Origin of the sequence: Pseudoalteromonas luteoviolacea S2607, assembly GCF_001625575.1 — a bacterium.
Taxonomy (GTDB): domain Bacteria; phylum Pseudomonadota; class Gammaproteobacteria; order Enterobacterales; family Alteromonadaceae; genus Pseudoalteromonas; species Pseudoalteromonas luteoviolacea_E.
Window position 1 is genome coordinate 246718 of record NZ_AUXV01000056.1, and the last position, 21382, is coordinate 268099.

The following is a 21382-nucleotide window of genomic DNA, read 5'->3' on the forward strand; positions in this document are numbered from 1 at the left end:
TGTGTGTCAAGTTTGCTGTAGGGAAAGCGTGCTGCTGCGCTCTTCCATACGCTTTTACACAAGAAAGCACCGCGAATTGACATCTCAATGCGTATTGCACCACCTAGTCTGGTAAATAAGGTTTCAACTTGAAAAGTTTGCTGTCATCAAAGAAGGTGCTTCAACAAAATAGAAACACCAACACTTTGATAAATGCTATCAGTTGCTTTATTTTACAGGCACTACATACGGAAATTTAGTGGGGTGCCTGTTAAAGGAATTAGCATGATCGGTTACTTTACGTCCCATAAAAAGGCTTAACACCGCATCCATCGCATCATCGCTTGGCTTTCGCCCGTTTACACTTCCATAACGGTACTCGGCTCGACTGCCCACTTTGTATGGAATCACATCTGGTAGTAACTGCTCAGCAACAGAGTCCGAATACTCTACTATGTTTGTTTTTTTCCCATCCAGCGCCACTGCTCTTAAAACCATACCGGATATCGCATATCTACGAGACAAATCGCTATCCGGACGATGATGAACATGCTCACTAACTTCCATTTTGTTGTTTGCTAAAAATAGATGTGTGACTAGCGGATTTGCTACCCTGTTAACTTGTACCCACTGATCAACGTTGTACATTGCACTAGTCGCATACACGTGGATGTTCTCCGGTAACATCTTGTTTGGTACTTCAATCAGAATAACGCTGCTTTTAAAATCTTTAAATAAATCAATACCATTGTTGAACTTTGACAATTCAAGTTTACCTTTTCCAATCAGAGTCGTTAAAAATCCTATTATTCCCTCTGAATTTCCAACAAATGGGTCATGTGCCGCACCACTCCAAACTTTAATGCCATTTTTGAACCTAGCAGTCTTACCCACGGCCGCTTTGCCAAAAACTTTGCCTTTAACGCCAACCGCCTGATTTGCACCATCAATGATACCAAAAACCAACTGCCCTCCCTCTAAGTGCGTCGTTATCGTTAAACCTCCTCCACTGAATGATTTGTCGCGCGCAATATGAAAGCTATAAACGCCATTTTCACCAAACTCTGCTTTGTCTTTAGTTGTGGGGTTTACATCCATCATAAATGAAGTGTAACCACGCTGGTCCGAGTTAAAAACAAACATATCAGTTAAATCAAACTTTGGATGCTGTTGCGCCAATTTACTTTCGAAATGATGGCTTGCATGCGCTATTGGTGGACTTAGATTGAATCCAATCGCCACCAGTATTGCTCCAAATACAGTCTTTTTGATTGAATTTTCTCGTATTTTACTCATGATGGTCTCCTGTAATACTGTCGTGCAATTCAATAACGTTTTTATTATTGGTCATACCCTCCCCTCCCTATTTTAAGGTAAAGGTATTTGCTGGAAGCTGTGTAATCGCAACACCCGATGCAATCTATTGGCTTTTAGTACAAATACGCGGTATTCGTTAATGCTATGTGCCATCAAGTGCAATATCCATGACCGATGAGATTGATCTTTTGTCCAATCGTATAATTGTCGAAAGCGTTTTTGTTCTAAGTTGCTGGGTTGAAAGTTGAAGCTCCGAAGAGAAATCAGCGTGAAGAATCTCATCTTTGCTTATGGAGACACATTGGTCATTTGCTAAAAAACTGATAACCGATTCAATCACATACTTTTTGACGCACTATACTCAATAAGGCGATGTTGCTTTTTGCCTTGTGAACCAAACGGAGTAGTTAAATGTCAAACCTTGTTAAATTTAGCTTAGAAGATGATTTTCCTAGAGCTAAAAACTGTCTCGCTGGTTCTGATGCTTTATCTGATATTCTCAATGCCATTAGGCTCCAAGCGAGTAGTTATTTTTGTACTGACTTTGCTGCCCCTTGGGGTATAGAAGAGAGGAGTACTGACTACGGCACTTTTCACTTCGTAGTCAGTGGCGAGGCCTGGCTCACTATGAAGGATAAAAAACAACAAACCTATTTATCCTCTGGGGACATCGTGGCATTCCCAACCGGATCCGCTCACCATATCAGTGACAAACCCAGTAGCGACGTTTTCCCGGGCGACAAGTTGCTAGAAAAAATTCACAATAACGAAAACCCTTTTGCAGGAGAGAAAAACATCACGACCCTTTTATGTGGATACTTTAAATATCAACAGCACTCCAATTTGCCTCTATTAAGAGATATGCCGGAGTTTTTGCATATAAAAAGCGACGAGAAAGGGTCTTTGTCGAGGCTGAGCAATCTAGCCAACCTGTTAGCCCATGAATCTCGCTCCACTTTACCTGGTGGCACAGTCGTAGTGGATAGGCTCACAGAAGCATTTGTTATTCAAGTTTTACGATGGCATATCAATAGCAGTCAGCCCAACAAAGGTTATTTTGAGGCATTGGCAGATACTCGGTTAAGTTGTGCATTAAGTTTGATCCATAAAAGGCCGGCTGAGCCATGGACAGTTCAAAGTATGGCAAAGTCGGTAGGTATGTCTCGATCCGCATTTTCTAACTTGTTTCATGAAATCATTGGCATGACACCGATGTCCTATCTCAGTCAATGGCGTATGCATCTTGCTCAAGATTTACTCAAGACAGGTAAAGAATCAATGGTGAGTATTGCTGAGCAGGTGGGTTATCGTTCCGAGGCGTCATTTAGTAAGGCTTTCAAGAAAGTTGTTGGCGTTAGTCCTGGGCATCTGCGCCGGAATACCCTTAAAACAGAAAGCAGCACAACTAGTCCTTCGTGATTGCCTATCTGCTTTAAAGATTAAACGCGCGAAAAGACCGTAATTATAATAAGGAGTTAAATGATTACAGGCTGTATGAACATAGCATGTGTAACAAACTGCTCGCTATATAACATGTTCGCCCTTTCCGTGTATTTCTGAAGACGGGGCTTTGCTCTGTCATCACGCCATTGCAAAACCCCAAATATTTGTGTCTAAATAAACTTTTTAATAATGAAATCTACTTTAACCCGTTTGGCTTGCCCCAGTATTTTTTGTACTGGCGCAGGATAATCTTGCAGCGTCTCAATGTCATCAGGGCCAGAGAGCTTTCGGCAATGAGCTAAAATGGCCTCTTTTTCTGTATCAATATAAGACTTTAACTCTTCAGCTTTATCCTCAATCAAAATACCGTTTTCTATATCAAGCCCCCAAGCTCTTGGGTTTAGGTTATGTCCCGTCATTAGGTGAACTTGGTTGTCTTTATTTATACCTTTTAAGTGGAAAGAGTTAGCGCCATCTTTCCACAAGTACACGTTCAAAACTCCCTGCTCTATGTACTTTCTTTGTGATTTTAGGAACTTATGAAGAATGCGTTCATACAAATAAGGGAGCGCTCCTATCCGACTAAATGGCTTATCTGGCGATATATAAAAATCATTAGCAGTTTTATCACCCACCACTATAGTGATTGACTTACCCTGCTTCAACAATCTCCTCAATGACCTCAACAAAGGTGCAGGAAAATTGAAGTAAGGTGTATATAAAATTAGCTCTTGTTCTGTCGTGTCGAACAGCGCTTTAATCAATCGATTCAACTTATTTGTTCTGCGACCAAAGCCTAAGAATGCTCTTACATTTAATCCTGACGTTTCATCGCCTTCAGACATATCATAATTTGCCCTTTTCAAAGAACGCATTAGTTTCTTTTGCGCTAGTTTGATATCTGCAAAAGAAGGCAAAGGTCTCGAGTCTAACCTAGGGACAGCCTCAGAGCTGACTAAATGCTTTTCAATAAAGCCAACAAAGCTTTCAGCTAGCTTTGTGTTTTCAATCAAAAAGTATCTATCAAGTCGGTATTTGTCTTGTTGATGTAAATACACATCATTAATACTGGCGCCGCTGTACAGCACCATATCATCAATTACAAACCCCTTTAAGTGAAGTACACCAAACAATTCTTTGGCTTTTACTGGCACACCATAAACTTGCACATTTGAGCCAAATTTCTCTAAGAAATCGCAGTATAGGCGCGCATTACCTTCGGATTTTGCTTCTCCAATAAGGCCTCGTTGCGCTCTATGAAAGTCAACAAGCACTTTGATCTCTAAATCTGGGTTTTGTAACGAAGCATTGTGTAACGCAGTCAATACACCTTGACCTGCGCTATCATCTTGCAAATACAAAGCAGCAATATAAATTCGCTTTTTAGCTTTACCGATCAGAGATAATAATTCGCTGTGATAATGCTTAGCATCTGTTAAAACCGTGCACTTATTTGCCTCTAAAGAAAAGCCAGCGTTGTCCTGCCAAAATGCCATATATACCTTATATTCTTGGGCGGCCGTCACTACGGCAGCAAAAAAAATTCCTTAAAACATATCAAAAAAAAATAGAAAGGTCATGGAGATCCGACAATTTAAGCTTCGTTGGCTTACTTTTCCATCAAGTACAGTATTTTTGACAAGATTCTAATTTCTCCATTTGCTTTATTTGATTTTTATTTTACTTCTGGGTTGATTTACTTAGAATCGGCATCATTGTAATGCTAATACTAAATTTTAGGACAGAAATTAATGAGTGATAAGCACTGTAAACTACTGATTTTAGGCTCAGGCCCTGCTGGATACACTGCTGCGGTATATGCTGCACGTGCAAACTTAAACCCGGTTTTAATTACTGGTATGCAACAAGGTGGTCAGCTAACAACAACAACTGAAGTAGAAAACTGGCCTGGCGATGCACACGGCTTAACTGGTCCTGCATTAATGGAGCGTATGAAAGAACACGCAGAGCGCTTTGAAACTGAAATTATCTTTGATCACATTAACAAAGTAGATGTAACAAAAAGACCTTTCACCTTAACAGGTGATCAAGGCACATACACTTGTGATGCACTTATCATCGCAACAGGTGCATCTGCTAAGTACCTAGGTCTAGAATCAGAGACTAACTTCCAAGGTCGTGGTGTTTCGGCATGTGCTACTTGCGACGGTTTCTTCTACAGAGGTCAAAAAGTTGCTGTTGTTGGCGGCGGTAACACCGCTGTTGAAGAAGCACTATACCTTTCAAACATTGCTGAAGAAGTTCACGTTGTTCACCGTAGAGACAGCTTCCGCAGTGAAAAGATCCTATCTGATCGCCTTTTAGAAAAAGCGAAAAACGGTAACGTTGTACTACATTTTGACCGCACTCTAGACGAAGTTTTAGGTGACGACATGGGTGTTACAGGTATCAGAATTAAAGACACTAACTCTGATGCGACTGAAGACTTAGATTTAGCAGGCGTTTTCATTGCAATTGGTCACAAGCCAAACACAGACATGTTTGAAGGTCAGCTTGAAATGAAAGATGGCTACCTAGTTGTAGAATCGGGCCTTAACGGCAACGCAACACAAACAAGCGTTGAAGGTGTATTCGCGGCGGGTGACGTTTCTGACCACATCTATCGTCAAGCTATCACATCAGCGGGCACCGGCTGTATGGCGGCACTTGACGCAGAGCGTTATTTAGATAATCTAAAATAATACGTTAAGCACGCCACTTTTTGGCGTGCTTCCATTCTTATTTTGCTAAACTTACTGTATGTTTAGCGCTTAACTGCCTTACTCTTTAATTCAGATATGACGCAACAGCTGTTTCACTTATCACCGTCTGATTTTCTTTTTCCTCCTTGCCACTTTGCATTGACAGACCCTGATGGACTTTTAGCAATTGGTGGATGCCTTAGTACACAAAGACTGCGCAAAGCATACCAACTTGGTATATTTCCCTGGTTCAATGAACGCGAACCTATAATGTGGTGGGCACCGAGTGAACGAGGTATTCTTGAACTAGAAGATTTTCACATCGGACGTACACTCAAAAAAGCTAAAAACAAGCTCAACCCTAAAGTAACTGTAAACACCGCATTCGAACAGGTTATCGATAGGTGCCGTGAACAAAGGTTACACAACGAGGGCACTTGGATAAACAAAAATATGGTTCAAGCATACTGCCAAGGGCACCATGAAGGCTTTGCACACAGCGTCGAAGTGTGGGTAGAAGGCAAGTTAGTTGGTGGGTTATATGGCATTATGGTATCCGGTGTTTTTTGCGGTGAATCGATGTTTCATACTGTTCCTAATGCATCTAAATTGGCAATGTGGGCGCTTGTAAATTGGTTAAAAAGGCATGATGCCCACTTTATTGACTGTCAGTTGGATAACCCCTACTTGAGTTCTATGGGCGCAAAAGTCATTCCTAGAGCTGAATTTTTGACTAGACTTAAAGTAGCAAGCGACTACATTCCAAAAAATGATATGTGGCAGCCACAAGAACTGAGGGCGATATATGACTGAACACTTCCCATCAAAAATCGGACTCAGTCAACAGTTTGATTGCAGTTATTTACCAAATAGAAAAGAACAACTACTCGTAATTCTCGATCACGAATGCTATTCACCTGAACGTTTTGAAGCGCTGCTATCCCTTGGCTTTAGACGCAGTGGAGATCAAATCTATCGCCCCCACTGCCCTATGTGTAATGCTTGCCAGTCAGTAAGGGTACTGGCAGAGCAGTATGTTGCTTCCAAATCTCAAAAACGGAAGTACAAAAGAATTAAAAACGAATTTTCAATTCAAGTTAGTTTCGATGAAAAGCCTAACTATTACCCACTGTATGAAAAGTACATATCAGAACGCCATCAAGATGGCACGATGTACCCACCTAACCGGTTACAATATGAGAGTTTTTTATTTTGTAGATGGATGCCAATCTCTTTTATTGAGCTTTGGCACGAAGAAAAACTAATTGCAATTGCGGTTACCGACACAATGCCAAATGCGCTTTCAGCTATCTATACCTTTTTTGATCCTGATTATGAACACATGAGCCTGGGCACCGTCATGATTATGGCACAAATTGAACTCGCAAAATCTGAGAATAAACAATATGTTTACCTTGGTTACCAAATAGACGAATGCAAGAAAATGCGCTACAAAAAGCAGTTTTTACCAGCTCAACAGTTTAAAGAAGACGTTTGGACAAATATTTAAGTCACTAATTTAGGCTCCCTCCTTTACTTATTGCGTGCTTTTGGGCAAAATCTCCAACGATTAACTTATACAGAGGTGATACGCTCCAAATGGCGAAAGAAGACGTAATTGAAATGCAAGGCACGGTCCTTGAAACTTTACCAAATACTATGTTCCGTGTTGAATTAGAAAATGGTCACGTTGTTGTGGCTCATATTTCTGGCAAAATGCGCAAAAACTACATCCGTATTTTAACAGGTGACAAGGTCACAGTAGAGTTAACACCTTACGACTTAAGCAAGGGACGCATTGTTTTCCGCGCGCGTTAATTCTATTCGTCTCGCCAGCATCAATTGAGATGCTATAAGACGTATGTAGCAAAAAACCTAGCTTTATGGCTAGGTTTTTTGCATTTAGAGCACGCCTGACAACCGATTTTAGTAAATTCCTAACAACGCTATGCGTTTTTCGTTTAATAGCTAGCGCTAAGTTGGTAAAGCGTTAGAGAACAATAATCACGACTTTAAACCCATCTCTGTATCGCTGTAATTAAGGCTTCAAAAAGCCCGCCAAGCCCCCTTCGCCGACAGTCCCTCAATCTGGCTTATCTGTCTCAAAGAATAAAAAAGCCCGCTGAAACAGCGGGCTTTCCCAATTTAGTTATAACTAAGTAACTTTAAGCAGGCACTAATTCTTGCTCAAAAGTAAATAGCAATTCATTACCTTTGACTGATACTTTAACGCTACCACCATCAGCAAGTTTGCCGAACAATATTTCATTGGCCAATGGCTTTTTCAGGTTATCTTGAATTACACGGGCCATAGGCCTTGCACCCATTGATTTATCATATCCTGTGTCTGCAAGCCAATCTCTCGCTTCGTTAGTGAGCTCTAAGTTAACAGACTTTTTATCAAGTTGAGCTTGTAGCTCAACAATAAATTTGTCCACAACTTGCAAGATAACTTCTTTCTCAAGGTGGTTAAACCAAATAATGTTGTCGAGCCTATTTCTAAACTCTGGCGTAAATACTTTGTTGATTTCTAACATCGCATCATGTGAATGATCTTGCTGTTGGAAACCGATCGACTTTCTTACCGTTTCTTGCACACCAGCATTGGTGGTCATAACAAAGATAACATTTCTAAAGTCAGCTTTACGTCCGTTATTATCTGTCAACGTACCGTGATCCATAACCTGTAGTAATATGTTATAGATATCTGGGTGCGCTTTTTCGATTTCATCTAACAGCACTACAGCATGAGGGTGTTTAATCACCGAGTCTGTTAGTAGTCCACCTTGCTCAAATCCAACATAACCAGGAGGCGCACCGATTAAGCGACTTACCGCGTGTCTTTCTGAATATTCAGACATATCAAATCTGATAAATTCTATGCCCATGCACTTGGCCAATTGCTTGGTAACTTCTGTTTTACCTACACCTGTTGGCCCTGCAAACAGAAATGAACCAATTGGTTTTTCTTCATTGGCTAAACCAGAACGTGATAGCCTAATTGCGGATGTTAATGCATCGATAGACTCATCTTGACCAAACACCAACATTTTAAGATTGCGATCTAGATTTTTAAGGACTTCTTTATCACTAGATGAAACATTCTGCTGAGGGATACGTGCAATTTTCGACACTATCTGCTCGATATCCGACACCCCGATTGTTTTCTTACGTCTCGAAACAGGCAATAGTCTTTGGTTAGCACCAGCTTCGTCGATCACATCAATCGCTTTATCTGGCAAATGACGCTCATTGATATATTTCGCGCTCAACTCAGCAGCCGCTTTAAGTGCTTTTTGTGTATAGCGAATGCCGTGGTGTTCTTCATAGCGCTCTTTCAGTCCATACAATATCTTGGCTGTATCAGCCACACTTGGTTCGACCACGTCAATTTTTTGAAAACGACGAACAAGTGCCCGATCTTTTTCAAAGATGTTTTTAAATTCGGAATATGTTGTAGAGCCTAAGCAGCGTAATTTACCGCTTGATAATAGTGGCTTAATTAAGTTTGATGCATCCATAACACCACCAGAAGCCGCACCTGCACCTATGATTGTATGAATTTCATCAATAAACAAAATCGCATTTGGTTTAGCTTGCAACTCTTTTAATAGCGCTTTAAACCGCTTTTCAAAATCACCGCGGTATTTTGTTCCCGCTAACAAAGCGCCCATATCAAGAGAGTAAACGACAGCATCCTCGATTACTTCTGGCACTTGATCGTTAACAATGCGATATGCAAGGCCTTCTGCGATTGCTGTTTTACCTACACCCGCTTCACCAACCAATAGCGGATTGTTCTTCTTGCGGCGGCATAAGACCTGAATCGTACGTTCAACTTCTTGATCGCGCCCTACGAGCGGATCTATTTGGCCGGCTTTTGCCATCACATTTAGATTTGCCGTAAAGTTCTCTAGCTTAGTTTTTTCTTCGCTTTGAACTTCAGCCCCTTCATCATTTAAATCTTCGTGTTCTTCTGGTTCAGGCTCGTCGTCTGATTTTGAAATGCCATGGCTGATGAAATTAACAATATCTAGACGACTTACATCAGCTTTCTTAAGTAGATAAACAGCCTGACTTTCTTGCTCTGAGAAAATCGCAACGAGTACGTTCACACCCGTAACTTCGTTTCTTCCTGAAGACTGCACATGAAACACTGCACGCTGTAAAACACGTTGAAAACCAAGAGTTGGCTGAGTTTCTCTATCTTCTTCCAGCTCTGGTATGATTGGCGTTGTTTCATCAATAAATTCGGAAAGATCGCGCTTTAACCCTTCTGTGTCTACGCTACATGCATTTAATGCTTCACTTGCTGATGGGTTATCTATCAAGGCAAGTAATAAATGCTCGACCGTCATAAACTCATGACGACGTGTGCGAGCTTCGCGAAACGCGGTGTTAAGTGTAATTTCTAAGTCTTTATTTAGCATTGGCAACCCCCAACGAGAATAAATAAGGTCATTCTTGCTCACAACTACACAAGAGCGGATGCTCATGGTCGCGAGCGTATCTGTTCACCTGCTCAGCCTTTGTATGGGCTATGTCTGCAGGATACATTCCACATACCGCTTTTCCCTCGTGATGTACTTGTAACATCACTTCAGTTGCTCTTTCGCTATCCATGTTGAAAAATGTCATCAATACCTCAATGACGAAATCCATCGGTGTATAATCATCGTTATTTAAAATAACTTTGTATTTTCTTGGTGGTTGAAGTTTTTGCTTCTCTTGGTCTCTGACCTCTTCCAACACACCTGAATCTTTTATCCCACTCATAATTAAATATAGTCTTGTCTTATATACTCAAGCAAACTTGAATTAAAAAATAAATAAAATGTTAAAAAACTGCACTAAAAAACTTGACTGTATGGTTATTTAAACTACATTCTAGTCCTAGTTGTTCATGTTATGGACAGCTTAGCAAATTTCAAAGGTTAGATTAACTTAATTAGTCAACTTATAGAAGGATGTAGAAGTATGGCTTGCGGAAAAGTCAAATGGTTTAACAATGCCAAAGGGTTTGGTTTCATCGTAGAAGACGGCAGTGACGAAGATATCTTTGCACATTACTCAACGATTGTAATGGATGGATACAAGACGCTTAAAGCTGGTCAAGATGTAACATTCGAGCTACAGGAAGGGCCTAAGGGCTTACATGCTACTAATATTGCACCAAAAATTGGTGAAATGGCGTAGAATATTCTCAAGGCTCTAAAGCGAGTTACGCAAGTATCTCGCTTCATCTCTTTATTAATATCTCTCACGAAAGCCCCTATGTAACATATTTATCTATATCTGAAGTAAATTGCATTAGCAGCATTGCATTTAGATTGGTACAATCCCTGCCGATGTCCAGGTCTGTTAGTTATGTTTATTGCTTTACTAAGTAAAAATAACTAACAAACTTGCTAATTACTACGAATTTAGATTTGATCTTACAAGCTAATTTTTTTGCTGCTCACACGTCGATATAACGTTGGGTAACAAAAGTTAGCAAGATTTTGCTTATGTTGAACGGTCTTAGTTGACCCAAAACTATCTAGGAATGATGATGACATCAAAAATTATTTATACAAAAACCGATGAAGCGCCAGCTTTGGCAACATATTCTTTACTACCAGTAATCCAAGCTTATACTAAAGCTGCTGGTGTTGAAGTAGAGACAAGAGATATCTCTCTAGCTGGTCGTGTGATCGCAAACTTCCCTGGGTTCCTTAAAGAAGAACAAAGAATTGCCGATGCGCTTTCTGAGCTAGGTGAACTGGCAAAAACTCCAGAAGCAAATATCATCAAATTACCTAACATCAGTGCTTCAATCCCTCAGCTAAAAGCAACTATCAAAGAGCTTCAAGAAAAAGGCTATGCACTTCCTGATTACCCTGAAGAGCCTAAAGATGACAAAGAAGCTGCTATTAAAGCAACTTATGACAAAATCAAAGGTAGTGCGGTAAACCCAGTTCTGCGTGAAGGTAACTCTGACCGTCGTGCACCTGGTTCTGTAAAAGCTTATGCTCAGAAAAACCCACATTCAATGGGTGCATGGTCTGCCGATTCACAGTCTTATGTAGCAAGCATGAGTGAAGGTGACTTCTTTGGTTCTGAGCAGTCTACCACGATTGGTGAAGCAACTGACGTACGAATTGAGCACGTAGCTGCTGATGGCACAGTAAGTGTTTTAAAACAAAGCACGCCGCTTCTTGCTGGCGAAATCATCGATGCTTCACGCATGAACGTCAATGCGTTACGCAGCTTTTTACAAGCAGAAGTTGAAGCTGCAAAAGAAAAAGGTGTTCTTTTCTCACTTCATATGAAAGCGACAATGATGAAGGTTTCAGACCCAATCATTTTTGGCCACGCTGTTAAAGTATTCTATAAAGAAGTTTTCGAAAAACACGGCGAGACTTTTGAAAAGCTAGGCGTAGACGTAAACAATGGTATCGGTGACGTTTATAACAAACTAGCTAACCTTGACGACGCAAAGCGCGCTGAAATCGAAGCTGATTTAGCTGCAGTTTACGACATTCGTCCAAGCATCGCGATGGTAGACTCTGACCGTGGTATCACAAACTTACACGTACCAAGTGACGTAATCATTGACGCATCTATGCCTGCGGCAATCCGTACAAGCGGTCAAATGTGGAATGCAGAAGGTAAACAACAAGATACTAGTTTTGTTATCCCAGATCGTTGTTACTCTGGTGTTTATCAAGCAACTATTGACTTCTGTAAAGAAAATGGTGCTTTCGACCCGCGTACAATGGGTACTATTCCTAATGTTGGTCTAATGGCGCAAAAGGCTGAAGAGTACGGTTCACACGACAAAACGTTTGAAGCACCTTCAAATGGTGTTATCCGTGTAGTGGATAGTGCAGACAACGTACTTCTTCAACATGACGTTGAGCAAGGTGATATCTGGCGTATGTGTCAGGTTAAAGACGCGCCAATCAAAGATTGGGTTAAACTTGCTGTTAATCGTTCACGCGCTTCAAACACGCCTGCGGTATTCTGGCTAAACGAAGAACGTGCACACGATGCAGAGCTAATCAAAAAGGTAAATGCCTACCTTCCTGAGCACGATACTGACGGCCTAGATATTCGTATTCTTGCACCTGTTGAAGCGACTAAGTTCTCTTTAGCACGTATGAAAGACAGCCAAGATACAATTTCAGTAACAGGTAACGTACTTCGTGATTACCTCACTGACCTGTTCCCAATTTTAGAGCTTGGAACGAGTGCAAAAATGCTTTCTATCGTTCCGCTAATGAATGGTGGTGGTTTATTTGAAACAGGTGCGGGTGGTTCAGCTCCAAAGCACGTTCAGCAATTTGAAAAAGAAAACCACTTACGTTGGGATTCACTGGGCGAGTTCTTAGCTTTGGCTGCGTCTCTTGAGCACCTAAGCCAGGTTTCAAATAATTCAAAAGCACAAGTTCTTGCAGATACACTTGATGCAGCAACAGGTAAATTCCTTGATGAGAACAAATCTCCATCTCGTAAAGTGAATGAACTTGATAACCGTGGTAGCCACTTCTACCTATCTCTGTACTGGGCTCAAGAGCTTGCAGCACAAGATAAAGATGCAGAGCTAAAAGCTAAATTTGAAGCTGTTGCAAAGCAACTTACTGAAAATGAAGCAGCCATTGTTGCTGAGCTTAATGACGTTCAAGGCCAAGCAATGGACGTTGAAGGTTACTTCCAGCCGAATGACGAAAAAGCATTTGCCGCAATGCGCCCAAGCAAGCTGTTCAATGATGCACTAAACCTAATCGCTTAATTCTCGCGGTTAAGTCAAAAAAGGCAGCGATAAGCTGCCTTTTTTATTTTTAAGGTAGATGTCTCAGTGTGTAAACTTTGCTAAAATTCCACATTCGATGTTCCAGCCTAATATCAAGATGACCAACAGTAACCGTAATCGCCCTTTTCCACCTTCCGGTAAAAAGCCTTTTAATAAGAATAAAAGATATAAAAATCAGACTAAGCAAAAACCACCTGTAAAGCCCGAAGATGTAAAAGTGGTTTTGTTTAACAAGCCATTTGATGTGCTTTGTCAATTTACCGATGACCAACACCGAAAGACACTTGCAGACTTTATTGATATTAAGTCAGTGTATGCAGCAGGACGTTTAGATCGAGACAGTGAAGGCCTACTGCTCCTCACTAATTGCGGAAAATTACAACATAAACTCACAGAGCCAAAGAAAAACACCCACAAGACTTATTGGGTTCAAGTTGAAGGTAAGCCACGTGAAGAGCAACTGAATCAATTGCGTACCGGTGTTGAGCTGAAAGATGGGATGACTAAACCCGCAAAAATAGACGTAATACCAGAGCCCGAAGTATGGCCTAGAAATCCGCCAATTCGAGAACGTAAAAATATTCCAACCACTTGGCTGAGTATTACTATTTCAGAAGGGAGAAATAGGCAAGTACGACGGATGACCGCACATATTGGCCACCCTACTCTCAGATTGATCCGTTACAGTATTGGTAAGTACACATTATCTGGGTTAAATAACGGACAGTATAGGGTTTTACAAGGAAATAAAGTCTAAAGTGTGGCTTTTGAGGGGGGGCAATTGCATGCTATACTCACGGCCTTTCAAAAATTCATATAGATTTACAGCGATATTATGAGCGATAACAGTAACATTAAAGTGATTGTCGGCATGTCTGGTGGCGTGGATTCTTCAGTTTCAGCTTATCTTTTAAAAGAGCAAGGCTATCAGGTAGAAGGCCTTTTCATGAAAAACTGGGAAGAAGACGATAACGATGAATACTGTGCTGCTGCTGAAGATCTAAAAGATGCGCAAGCAGTCTGTGACAAGCTTGGTATCGAGTTACACACCGTCAATTTTGCGGCTGAATATTGGGACAACGTATTTGAGTATTTCTTGGAGGAATACCGAGCGGGTCGCACGCCAAACCCAGATATCATGTGTAACAAAGAAATTAAATTCAAAGCTTTTTTAGAGTTTGCTGCTGAAGCACTTGGCGCAGATTACATTGCTACTGGGCACTACGTACGTAGAGAAGAGCGCGATGGCAAATTTGCGATGTTAAGAGGCCTTGATAACAACAAAGATCAAAGTTATTTCCTATACACTTTAAGTCATGAGCATGTTGCTCAGACACTCTTCCCTGTCGGTGAAATTGAAAAGCCAGAAGTGCGTCGTATTGCCGAAGAGCAAGGCCTAATTACACATAATAAAAAAGACAGCACAGGTATCTGTTTTATTGGCGAACGTAAATTTAAAGACTTTTTACAAAAGTTTTTACCAGCTCAACCGGGTAAAATCGAAGACACCGAAGGTAATCATGTCGGCGAACATGAAGGCTTGATGTACCATACTCTAGGTCAACGCAAAGGTCTTTTAATAGGTGGTATGAAAGAAGGCTCAGGAGAACCTTGGTATGTCGTTGATAAAGATATCGAGCGTAATGTGCTTGTGGTTGGTCAAGGTAAAGATCACCCACGACTGTACAGTAATGGATTAAATGCGAACCAGCTTCACTGGGTTGACCGAGAAGGACCACAAGGTACAACGCGCTGTACTGTCAAGACACGATATAGACAAGAAGATATTCCGTGTACGTTATTAGTTGGTCAAGACGGCATGGCTCGTGTTTTGTTTGATGAGCCACAAAAGGCTGTCACGCCAGGCCAATCTGCGGTGTTCTACTCCGATGACGCTTGTCTAGGTGGCGGTATCATAGAGTCGGTGATTAAATAATGCAGCCAAAAGTCGTTATTCCTCTTGCCGCAATTTGCCAAATAGCAAAACTAGTACAAAAGTGTGCGAGATACGGTACTTTCAATGAAAATGAAGTGCACACTTTTTTGCAAAGTATTTTAAATACAGCGCCGGAAAACCCCGAAGATGTATACGACGACCATTTTGCCTTAAAAGGTGGTTATCAGGCGCTCGTTTCTCAACTTTCAAGCGAAGGTGAGAAAGACGTTGAGATAGTTAAATACGTTGGCAGTTTGATGCAGTTGGAAAGAGCTCTATCCTCTAATCCTGATGTGTTTTCAGAGTTGGCCAAACGTATTGAGCAAGTGGAGAGACAAACACTTCACTTTAATGTGTATGACGAGCAAATCCTTGGTGCTTTCGCTGATATCTATACCCAAGTTATCAGCCCTGCAGGGCCCAAAATTCAAGTTTTTGGTAAACCAGACTTGCTTCAGCAAACTCATATTCAGCACAAGATCCGTGCACTATTATTAGCAGGGATCCGAAGTGCAGTGCTGTGGCGACAGCTAGGTGGAAAACGCCGTCATTTCTTCTTTTCGAAAAGGAAGATCATCGCCACAGCACAACAGTTTATTTAAATATCGTTCAAAAAAACCAATTAGTTAGGAGAAATTATGGAGCTTTCAGCGTTAACCGCTATCTCTCCAGTGGATGGTCGCTATGGTAGCAAAACCAAAGAACTGAGAAGCATCTTCAGTGAGTTCGGTCTGATCAAATACCGAGTAACTGTTGAAGTTCGCTGGTTACAAGCATTGGCGAAAGCTGACGCTATAAAAGAAGTACCTGCGTTCAGCGACGAAGCAAACGCGCTACTAGACAGCATCGTTGACAACTTCAGTGAAGAAGATGCACAACGAGTAAAAGACATCGAGCGTACGACTAACCACGATGTGAAAGCCGTTGAATACTTGCTGAAAGAGAAAGTGGCAGACAACGCAGAATTACAAGCTGTAAACGAATTCATTCATTTCGCATGTACTTCTGAAGATATTAATAACTTATCTCACGGTTTAATGCTTAGCGAAGCCCGTGACGAAGTGTTACTGCCATACTGCGACAACCTACTGGCTGCGATTAAAGAAAAAGCGATTGAGTATAAATCAGTACCTATGATGACTCGTACTCATGGCCAACCTGCTTCACCTTCTACAATGGGTAAAGAGTTCGCCAACGTTTACGTTCGACTTCAGCGTCAACGTGAGCAAATTGCGAACGTATCTATCCTTGGTAAAATCAATGGTGCGGTTGGTAACTATAATGCACACCTAAGCGCCTACCCTGAGTATGACTGGCACGCGCACGCTGAATCTTTCGTAACGAGCCTTGGTTTAACTTGGAACGCATTCACAACTCAAATCGAGCCGCATGACTACATCGCAGAATTGTTTGATGCAATTGCGCGTTTTAATACTATATTGCTTGATTTTGACCGTGACGTTTGGGGTTACATCGCACTTAACCACTTTAAGCAAAAAACAATTGCAGGTGAGATTGGCTCTTCAACTATGCCACATAAAGTTAACCCAATTGATTTCGAAAACTCTGAAGGCAACTTAGGCCTAGCAAATGCAATCTTCGCCCACCTAGCACAAAAGCTACCGGTTTCAAGATGGCAACGTGACCTAACTGACTCTACAGTTTTACGTAACTTAGGTGTTGGTATGGGCTACACACTGATTGCTTACCAAGCGACACTAAAGGGTATCAGCAAGCTAGAAGTAAATGCCGATCGTCTACTAGCAGAGCTAGATGACAACTGGGAACTATTAGCAGAGCCAATCCAAACGGTAATGCGTAAATACGGTATTGAAAAGCCGTATGAAAAGCTTAAAGAGCTAACGCGTGGTAAACGTGTAAACAAAGAGATTATGGCTGATTTCATCGACGGTCTTGCACTGCCTGATTCAGCAAAAGCTGAAATGAAGTTAATGACACCGGCAAACTACATTGGCCGTGCTGAAGCTTTCATCGACGAACTAAAATAATCTAATATAAATTAGATATAATTAAGCGAAAGAAACAGCCGAGAGCTTGTTACTTTCGCTTTTTTTATGGGGAAAATATGTATCAGCTGTCTATCAATGGTATGACTCATCAAGAGTTTTTGACACATTACTGGCAAAAAAAACCTTTGCTAATCAAAGGTGGATTTACTGACTTTGAAGATCCTTTAACCGCAGAGGAACTCGCTGGGTTAGCAATGGAAGAAGCGATTGAGTCTCGCTTAGTCACAAATCATGAAGGGAATTGGCAAGCACACCACGGACCATTTGAAGATTTTTCAAAACTGACTGACAGCCACAGTACATTGCTCGTGCAGGCAGTTGATCATTGGCACCCTATAGCGGCTAAATTACTAGAACCTTTTCGATTTATTCCGAACTGGCGAATTGATGATCTAATGATTAGCTTTTCGACTCCTCACGGCGGTGTCGGCCCTCACTTAGATCAATATGATGTGTTTATCATTCAAGGTCAAGGCAAGAGAAGATGGCGTGTTGGTTTGCCTGATCCAAGCCTAAAACAATTTGCTAAAGACAAAGCGTTACTCCAAGTAGAGCAATTTGAAGCCATCATAGATCACGATTTAGAACCAGGTGACATTCTTTACATTCCACCTGGCTGCCCTCATGAGGGCTATGCAGTGGCAAATGCGCTCAACTACTCTGTGGGTTTTAGAGCACCAGACCAAAAAGACCTTATTAGTAGCTTTGCAGATCACATCATTGATGAAGAAGTGGGTAAGCAGCGCTATAGCGATGCGGGTATAGATGTAAGAAAATCACTTGGTGAAATTACCTCAGAGGATAAAGATAGAGTCCGTACGCTTCTTAATTCGCTGATAAATGATGAGTCTTTGTACAGTCATTGGCTAGGCACATTCTTGAGTCAGCCCAAACATGATATGGATCTCGCTCCTCTTGAAGATGCACTCGTAGCAGACTTTTTAGAAGATGAAATTGACGAAGAAGATGTGATTCACAGAGCGGGTGGAATCCGGGCAATGTACCAGCTCGTTGATAGTGAAATTCTTCTAAGTATCAATGGCGAAACCTACCACATTCCCGAGAAATACCTTAAACAAATACAATTGTTAACAGATGAAACATTTTTTTCATTTAATGAGGTAAAACCAGCTCTAACTTGCTTGGAATTCAAACAAACGTTAACTACGCTTATAAATGACGGGCTGTATTATATTGAAGCTTGGTCTTAATGCCTGACTTACAGGGCCAACCAAAGAATAAAGGTGTCATGACTTAGTGGCACCTAATAATAATAGGGGTTGAAATTTCCCTTATTCGTCAGGACGTGTTGAATGATTTTTCGCTAAGAGGTAATCATGATTTATCACGTCGACAAAGTGAGTTGGAAACAGACTCAGGGACAGCTGCGCCAAATACGTGAGCGTGTTTTTGTGTGTGAATTACATCTTCCTAAACATGTTGAATTTGATCAACATGACAGAACAGCAGACCACGTTCTTATCAGGGACGAAAACCAGCAAGCTGTAGGAACAGGACGACTGTGCAGCGATGGGTTGATTAGTAGAATCGCCATTGTAAAAGCGCACAGAAATCGTGAGGCTTACCAATCTCTTATTGGGTACCTAGCTGATTTAGCACAGCAAAAAGGACTCAAAGAAGTATTTGTTCAATGTATCCTTGAAGAAGTGCCTACTTTTCTTAAGTCTGGGTTTAGTAAACAAGGCTCTGTATTTATGGAAGCCGGCATTCCCAGGCAAAGACTCAAATGCGCAGCTTCCATGATAAATTCAGAGCCGTTTACGATGCTTCACTAGGCCACAATTTGTCGCTTTCATAAAGGTCATACAGAGCATGCGCACGATTAACAAGCAAGTTAGCAAAATCTAACTGAGTCTTGTCTCGAACACCTGAAGCCATGATGCCATCAGCTTTGATCTGCCATTGAAAAGAAAAATACCTCAATACATCTCTAGGGTTGGATGCTGCAGACTCTTCTGTTGCATCTGTTGGCATTTGGCCCGAAATAGCCCAATATCCCTTCCCTTTTTGGTCTTTGAACTTCCAAATTGCAATTGCTGGCGGTAAAAGACGGCATTCTTTCTCAACGACTTTCGTCGTGATTATCCCTTTTTCTGCTAAAAACTTCTGAGCATTCTGCAGATGTTGCCTCTGCCACTGTACTAATCTTTGTTGCTTTTGTTCTTCTGTCAGCTCTGGCTCAACGTGTTTATTTTCACTCATAATATTACTTCTCTAATTTTTTTACTCACTCTATTAATTTCGTTAACTCGTTGCAACAAAGAAACGCCTAAGACACAAAACAAATTAAAGTTTGCACAATAATCATACTTTACTAGTCTAAAAATAATCCAACAAAGGATTTAGTAAAATGCTCTTGTTTGTCTCTTATGCTATGCCGATTGTTATATTGGTAACTGGGTTCTTCTTTATTGAGTCACTCATTGTAACAATCATTGTGTCTGCGGTTTGTGCATTAGGCCTAATATTGCAAAAAACAGCATTAACAAATAAAGAGAAAGAAGAAAACGAACACAATATTGATACTGTAAACAGTGCTTTCGAATCACAGCAAAACCAAGAGGACGACTTAGCATGTTTAGAGCAGCTAAGTAGCGTCATTATTCCTCAACTTATCGCACAAGTTACCACAGCGAGGGAGCAAACAAAAACGTCCGTCGTCAATATGTCGGGAGAGTTTTCACAGTTAGTAACCAATATTTCAGACACATTGGAAAGAACCAATTCGCAAGATGGTAATAGCCTGCAAGAGGTTTCTGAAACAAGCCGAGAAAAACTGAATGGCGTGCTTGAATACATTGAGCAAACCAATGACTCGCAAGCTCAAATGACCGAAACGATAAAAGACCTCGTACTGAAAAGCAATGAGCTGCAAACAATGTCGATTGATGTTTCCAAAATCGCAGAGCAAACAAATTTACTCGCCCTCAATGCTTCCATTGAAGCGGCTCGCGCTGGCGAAAACGGCAGAGGGTTTGCTGTCGTAGCTGACGAAGTAAGGTCTCTCGCCAACTCTAGTGGTGAGACCGGTGTTCGTATTGGGCAGTTGATTGAAAGTATTGCGAATGCAATGCGAACTTCCATGGACATGATGAATGCAGAGCTCGAAAAAAAGCAGTCTTTAACCGAAAAATACCGCTCAGAAATCAATCAGGTCGTGGACGAATGGTTAGAGCTCTCCCAACAGGTTGAAGCACAAGCCGCCGAATTACATACATCCAATTTAGATATTAGAGAGAAAGTCTCACAAATCCTCGTAGACCTGCAATTCCAAGATAGAGTCGACCAGATCCAAGACAGTGTGACCATCGCTCTGAATCTCATGACAGAAGAAATAGACCAATTTATTACCAGCAGACGTGAATGTAAAAAAGCTAAATTTAATCACCAAAGGATTAGTAAAGCGCTTAAAAAAACAGCCGCCACAAACGAGCAACGAGATATTTTGTCAAAGCACGGTGGTGACGATACTGTCGATGACTTAACTTTTTTATGAGGAAATTATGAGTAAAACAATATTAGTAGTAGATGATTCTGATTCTCTCAGACAAGTCGTAAACATCGCGCTCACAGGCGCTGGATTTAACGTTATAGAAGCTCGAGATGGGAAAGATGCGCTGACCAAGCTCAACGGCAATAAAATCCATCTCATTATCAGTGATGTAAATATGCCAAACATGAATGGTATCGAATTTGTCAAGCAAGCAAAGCAATTGCCTCAGTACAAGTTCACACCGGTGATCATGCTCACAACCGAAAATCAGCAAAGTATGATGGAAGAAGGGAAAAAGGCCGGTGCAAAAGCCTGGATGGTTAAACCTTTTAAGCCAGCACAAATGCTGCAAGCAGTTTCAAAGTTATTAATGATGTAGAGAGTTAAGTATGTCTGAGTGTTTTAAGTTCCCGTCTGAGCTAACAATATATGAAGTTCAGGAAACGTTTAACGAAATAAAGTCTTATATTTCAGACAAAGAGCACGTCTCATTCGATTTCAGTGAAACAACAGAGATCGACTCAGCCGGCTTGCAGTTGATAATTTGGGTCGTTTATCACAGCCAAAAAGTTGGGTTAAATATAGAAGCTATCTCTACCAATGAACTAATAGAAACACGGTGTAAAAAATTGGGGGTAGGAATCTCCCCCACTCTAAGCGACTAAG

General features: G+C 41.2%; 21 protein-coding genes. 16 read left to right on the top strand and 5 right to left on the bottom strand.

Annotation, left to right across the window (positions count from 1 at the left end; genetic code table 11):
- Window positions 1–207: 207 nt before the first annotated feature.
- Entirely contained in the window at window positions 208–1275 is a 1068-nt protein-coding gene (locus N480_RS18260) for a DUF4331 family protein (RefSeq protein WP_063373868.1), read from the bottom strand.
- Window positions 1276–1707: 432 nt separating this feature from the next.
- Between N480_RS18260 and N480_RS18265 the strand changes: the two genes are divergently transcribed.
- Window positions 1708–2715: an AraC family transcriptional regulator gene (locus tag N480_RS18265; RefSeq protein ID WP_063373869.1), complete on the top strand. Its 1008-nt coding sequence runs from the start codon at window positions 1708–1710 to the stop codon at window positions 2713–2715.
- Window positions 2716–2909: 194 nt separating this feature from the next.
- Here N480_RS18265 and pssA read toward each other — a convergent pair whose 3' ends face one another.
- Window positions 2910–4235: a CDP-diacylglycerol--serine O-phosphatidyltransferase gene (gene pssA / locus N480_RS18270; RefSeq protein WP_063373870.1), complete on the bottom strand. Its 1326-nt coding sequence runs from the start codon at window positions 4233–4235 to the stop codon at window positions 2910–2912.
- Between the two features lie 255 nt (window positions 4236–4490).
- Between pssA and trxB the strand changes: the two genes are divergently transcribed.
- From trxB to infA, 4 genes are all read left to right on the top strand, one after another.
- Window positions 4491–5441 carry a thioredoxin-disulfide reductase gene (gene trxB / locus N480_RS18275; protein WP_063373871.1) on the top strand — a complete coding sequence of 317 codons (951 nt, stop codon included), beginning with the start codon at window positions 4491–4493 and terminating at the stop codon, window positions 5439–5441.
- A 96-nt stretch (window positions 5442–5537) separates the two neighbouring features.
- Window positions 5538–6254, top strand: a complete 717-nt coding sequence (gene aat / locus N480_RS18280) for a leucyl/phenylalanyl-tRNA--protein transferase (protein WP_063373872.1) — start codon at window positions 5538–5540, stop codon at window positions 6252–6254.
- Window positions 6247–6951, top strand: coding sequence for an arginyltransferase (locus N480_RS18285; protein WP_063373873.1), 705 nt, complete (start codon window positions 6247–6249; stop codon window positions 6949–6951). The genes aat and N480_RS18285 overlap by 8 nt, the downstream gene beginning before the upstream one ends.
- A gap of 89 nt (window positions 6952–7040) precedes the next feature.
- Window positions 7041–7259: a translation initiation factor IF-1 gene (infA, locus tag N480_RS18290; protein ID WP_023401681.1), complete on the top strand. Its 219-nt coding sequence runs from the start codon at window positions 7041–7043 to the stop codon at window positions 7257–7259.
- Between the two features lie 347 nt (window positions 7260–7606).
- On the opposite strand, the gene clpA is transcribed toward infA, so the two are convergent.
- Together clpA and clpS are read right to left on the bottom strand one after the other, a co-directional pair.
- The gene (gene clpA, locus N480_RS18295) at window positions 7607–9871 is read right to left on the bottom strand and encodes an ATP-dependent Clp protease ATP-binding subunit ClpA (protein WP_063373874.1); all 2265 of its coding nucleotides are present in this window, start codon (window positions 9869–9871) and stop codon (window positions 7607–7609) included.
- A gap of 28 nt (window positions 9872–9899) precedes the next feature.
- Window positions 9900–10217, bottom strand: a complete 318-nt coding sequence (gene clpS / locus N480_RS18300; RefSeq protein ID WP_063373875.1) for an ATP-dependent Clp protease adapter ClpS — start codon at window positions 10215–10217, stop codon at window positions 9900–9902.
- A 201-nt stretch (window positions 10218–10418) separates the two neighbouring features.
- On the opposite strand from clpS, the gene cspD reads away from it, so the two are divergent.
- From cspD to N480_RS18340, 8 genes are all read left to right on the top strand, one after another.
- A complete protein-coding gene (gene cspD / locus N480_RS18305; protein WP_063373876.1) occupies window positions 10419–10637 on the top strand; it encodes a cold shock domain-containing protein CspD in 219 nt (72 codons plus the stop codon).
- A gap of 355 nt (window positions 10638–10992) precedes the next feature.
- Entirely contained in the window at window positions 10993–13215 is a 2223-nt protein-coding gene (locus N480_RS18310) for an NADP-dependent isocitrate dehydrogenase (protein WP_063373877.1), read from the top strand.
- A gap of 58 nt (window positions 13216–13273) precedes the next feature.
- Window positions 13274–13993 (top strand): rRNA large subunit pseudouridine synthase E, encoded by a 720-nt coding sequence (locus N480_RS18315; protein WP_419554949.1) that lies wholly within the window; start codon window positions 13274–13276, stop codon window positions 13991–13993.
- A gap of 78 nt (window positions 13994–14071) precedes the next feature.
- Complete coding sequence (mnmA, locus tag N480_RS18320) at window positions 14072–15172, top strand: tRNA 2-thiouridine(34) synthase MnmA (RefSeq protein WP_063373878.1); 1101 nt, start codon at window positions 14072–14074, stop codon at window positions 15170–15172.
- Window positions 15172–15774, top strand: a complete 603-nt coding sequence (gene hflD, locus N480_RS18325; RefSeq protein WP_063373879.1) for a high frequency lysogenization protein HflD — start codon at window positions 15172–15174, stop codon at window positions 15772–15774. Before mnmA ends, hflD begins: the two co-directional genes overlap by 1 nt.
- A 36-nt stretch (window positions 15775–15810) precedes the next feature.
- Window positions 15811–17181, top strand: coding sequence for an adenylosuccinate lyase (gene purB / locus N480_RS18330; protein ID WP_063373880.1), 1371 nt, complete (start codon window positions 15811–15813; stop codon window positions 17179–17181).
- A 77-nt stretch (window positions 17182–17258) separates the two neighbouring features.
- Window positions 17259–18413 carry a cupin domain-containing protein gene (locus N480_RS18335; protein WP_063373881.1) on the top strand — a complete coding sequence of 385 codons (1155 nt, stop codon included), beginning with the start codon at window positions 17259–17261 and terminating at the stop codon, window positions 18411–18413.
- A 126-nt stretch (window positions 18414–18539) separates the two neighbouring features.
- On the top strand, window positions 18540–18998 hold the full coding sequence (locus N480_RS18340) for a GNAT family N-acetyltransferase (protein WP_063373882.1): 459 nt from the start codon (window positions 18540–18542) through the stop codon (window positions 18996–18998).
- Here the strand turns inward: N480_RS18340 and N480_RS18345 are convergent.
- Window positions 18982–19425: a DUF4826 family protein gene (locus tag N480_RS18345; RefSeq protein ID WP_063373883.1), complete on the bottom strand. Its 444-nt coding sequence runs from the start codon at window positions 19423–19425 to the stop codon at window positions 18982–18984. The genes N480_RS18340 and N480_RS18345 overlap by 17 nt on opposite strands.
- 148 nt (window positions 19426–19573) lie before the next feature.
- Here N480_RS18345 and N480_RS18350 point away from each other — a divergent pair, with 148 nt between their 5' ends.
- The 3 genes from N480_RS18350 to N480_RS18360 are packed head-to-tail and all read left to right on the top strand — an operon-like array spanning window position 19574 to window position 21381.
- The gene (locus N480_RS18350; protein ID WP_063373884.1) at window positions 19574–20719 is read left to right on the top strand and encodes a methyl-accepting chemotaxis protein; all 1146 of its coding nucleotides are present in this window, start codon (window positions 19574–19576) and stop codon (window positions 20717–20719) included.
- A 7-nt stretch (window positions 20720–20726) separates the two neighbouring features.
- A complete protein-coding gene (locus N480_RS18355) occupies window positions 20727–21095 on the top strand; it encodes a response regulator (protein ID WP_023401668.1) in 369 nt (122 codons plus the stop codon).
- 10 nt (window positions 21096–21105) lie between these two features.
- Window positions 21106–21381 carry an STAS domain-containing protein gene (locus N480_RS18360; RefSeq protein ID WP_063373885.1) on the top strand — a complete coding sequence of 92 codons (276 nt, stop codon included), beginning with the start codon at window positions 21106–21108 and terminating at the stop codon, window positions 21379–21381.
- The last annotated feature ends 1 nt before the right edge of the window (window position 21382 follow it).

Excerpts from the sequence above, each read along its gene's own strand:
- N480_RS18260 (WP_063373868.1), bottom strand. The coding sequence starts at position 1,275 with ATGAGTAAAATACGAGAAAATTCAATCAAAAAGACTGTATTTGGAGCA.
- N480_RS18265 (WP_063373869.1), top strand. The coding sequence starts at position 1,708 with ATGTCAAACCTTGTTAAATTTAGCTTAGAAGATGATTTTCCTAGAGCT.
- pssA (WP_063373870.1), bottom strand. The coding sequence starts at position 4,235 with ATGGCATTTTGGCAGGACAACGCTGGCTTTTCTTTAGAGGCAAATAAG.
- trxB (WP_063373871.1), top strand. The coding sequence starts at position 4,491 with ATGAGTGATAAGCACTGTAAACTACTGATTTTAGGCTCAGGCCCTGCT.
- aat (WP_063373872.1), top strand. The coding sequence starts at position 5,538 with ATGACGCAACAGCTGTTTCACTTATCACCGTCTGATTTTCTTTTTCCT.
- N480_RS18285 (WP_063373873.1), top strand. The coding sequence starts at position 6,247 with ATGACTGAACACTTCCCATCAAAAATCGGACTCAGTCAACAGTTTGAT.
- infA (WP_023401681.1), top strand. The coding sequence starts at position 7,041 with ATGGCGAAAGAAGACGTAATTGAAATGCAAGGCACGGTCCTTGAAACT.
- clpA (WP_063373874.1), bottom strand. The coding sequence starts at position 9,871 with ATGCTAAATAAAGACTTAGAAATTACACTTAACACCGCGTTTCGCGAA.
- clpS (WP_063373875.1), bottom strand. The coding sequence starts at position 10,217 with ATGAGTGGGATAAAAGATTCAGGTGTGTTGGAAGAGGTCAGAGACCAA.
- cspD (WP_063373876.1), top strand. The coding sequence starts at position 10,419 with ATGGCTTGCGGAAAAGTCAAATGGTTTAACAATGCCAAAGGGTTTGGT.
- N480_RS18310 (WP_063373877.1), top strand. The coding sequence starts at position 10,993 with ATGACATCAAAAATTATTTATACAAAAACCGATGAAGCGCCAGCTTTG.
- N480_RS18315 (WP_419554949.1), top strand. The coding sequence starts at position 13,274 with ATGTCTCAGTGTGTAAACTTTGCTAAAATTCCACATTCGATGTTCCAG.
- mnmA (WP_063373878.1), top strand. The coding sequence starts at position 14,072 with ATGAGCGATAACAGTAACATTAAAGTGATTGTCGGCATGTCTGGTGGC.
- hflD (WP_063373879.1), top strand. The coding sequence starts at position 15,172 with ATGCAGCCAAAAGTCGTTATTCCTCTTGCCGCAATTTGCCAAATAGCA.
- purB (WP_063373880.1), top strand. The coding sequence starts at position 15,811 with ATGGAGCTTTCAGCGTTAACCGCTATCTCTCCAGTGGATGGTCGCTAT.
- N480_RS18335 (WP_063373881.1), top strand. The coding sequence starts at position 17,259 with ATGTATCAGCTGTCTATCAATGGTATGACTCATCAAGAGTTTTTGACA.
- N480_RS18340 (WP_063373882.1), top strand. The coding sequence starts at position 18,540 with ATGATTTATCACGTCGACAAAGTGAGTTGGAAACAGACTCAGGGACAG.
- N480_RS18345 (WP_063373883.1), bottom strand. The coding sequence starts at position 19,425 with ATGAGTGAAAATAAACACGTTGAGCCAGAGCTGACAGAAGAACAAAAG.
- N480_RS18350 (WP_063373884.1), top strand. The coding sequence starts at position 19,574 with ATGCTCTTGTTTGTCTCTTATGCTATGCCGATTGTTATATTGGTAACT.
- N480_RS18355 (WP_023401668.1), top strand. The coding sequence starts at position 20,727 with ATGAGTAAAACAATATTAGTAGTAGATGATTCTGATTCTCTCAGACAA.
- N480_RS18360 (WP_063373885.1), top strand. The coding sequence starts at position 21,106 with ATGTCTGAGTGTTTTAAGTTCCCGTCTGAGCTAACAATATATGAAGTT.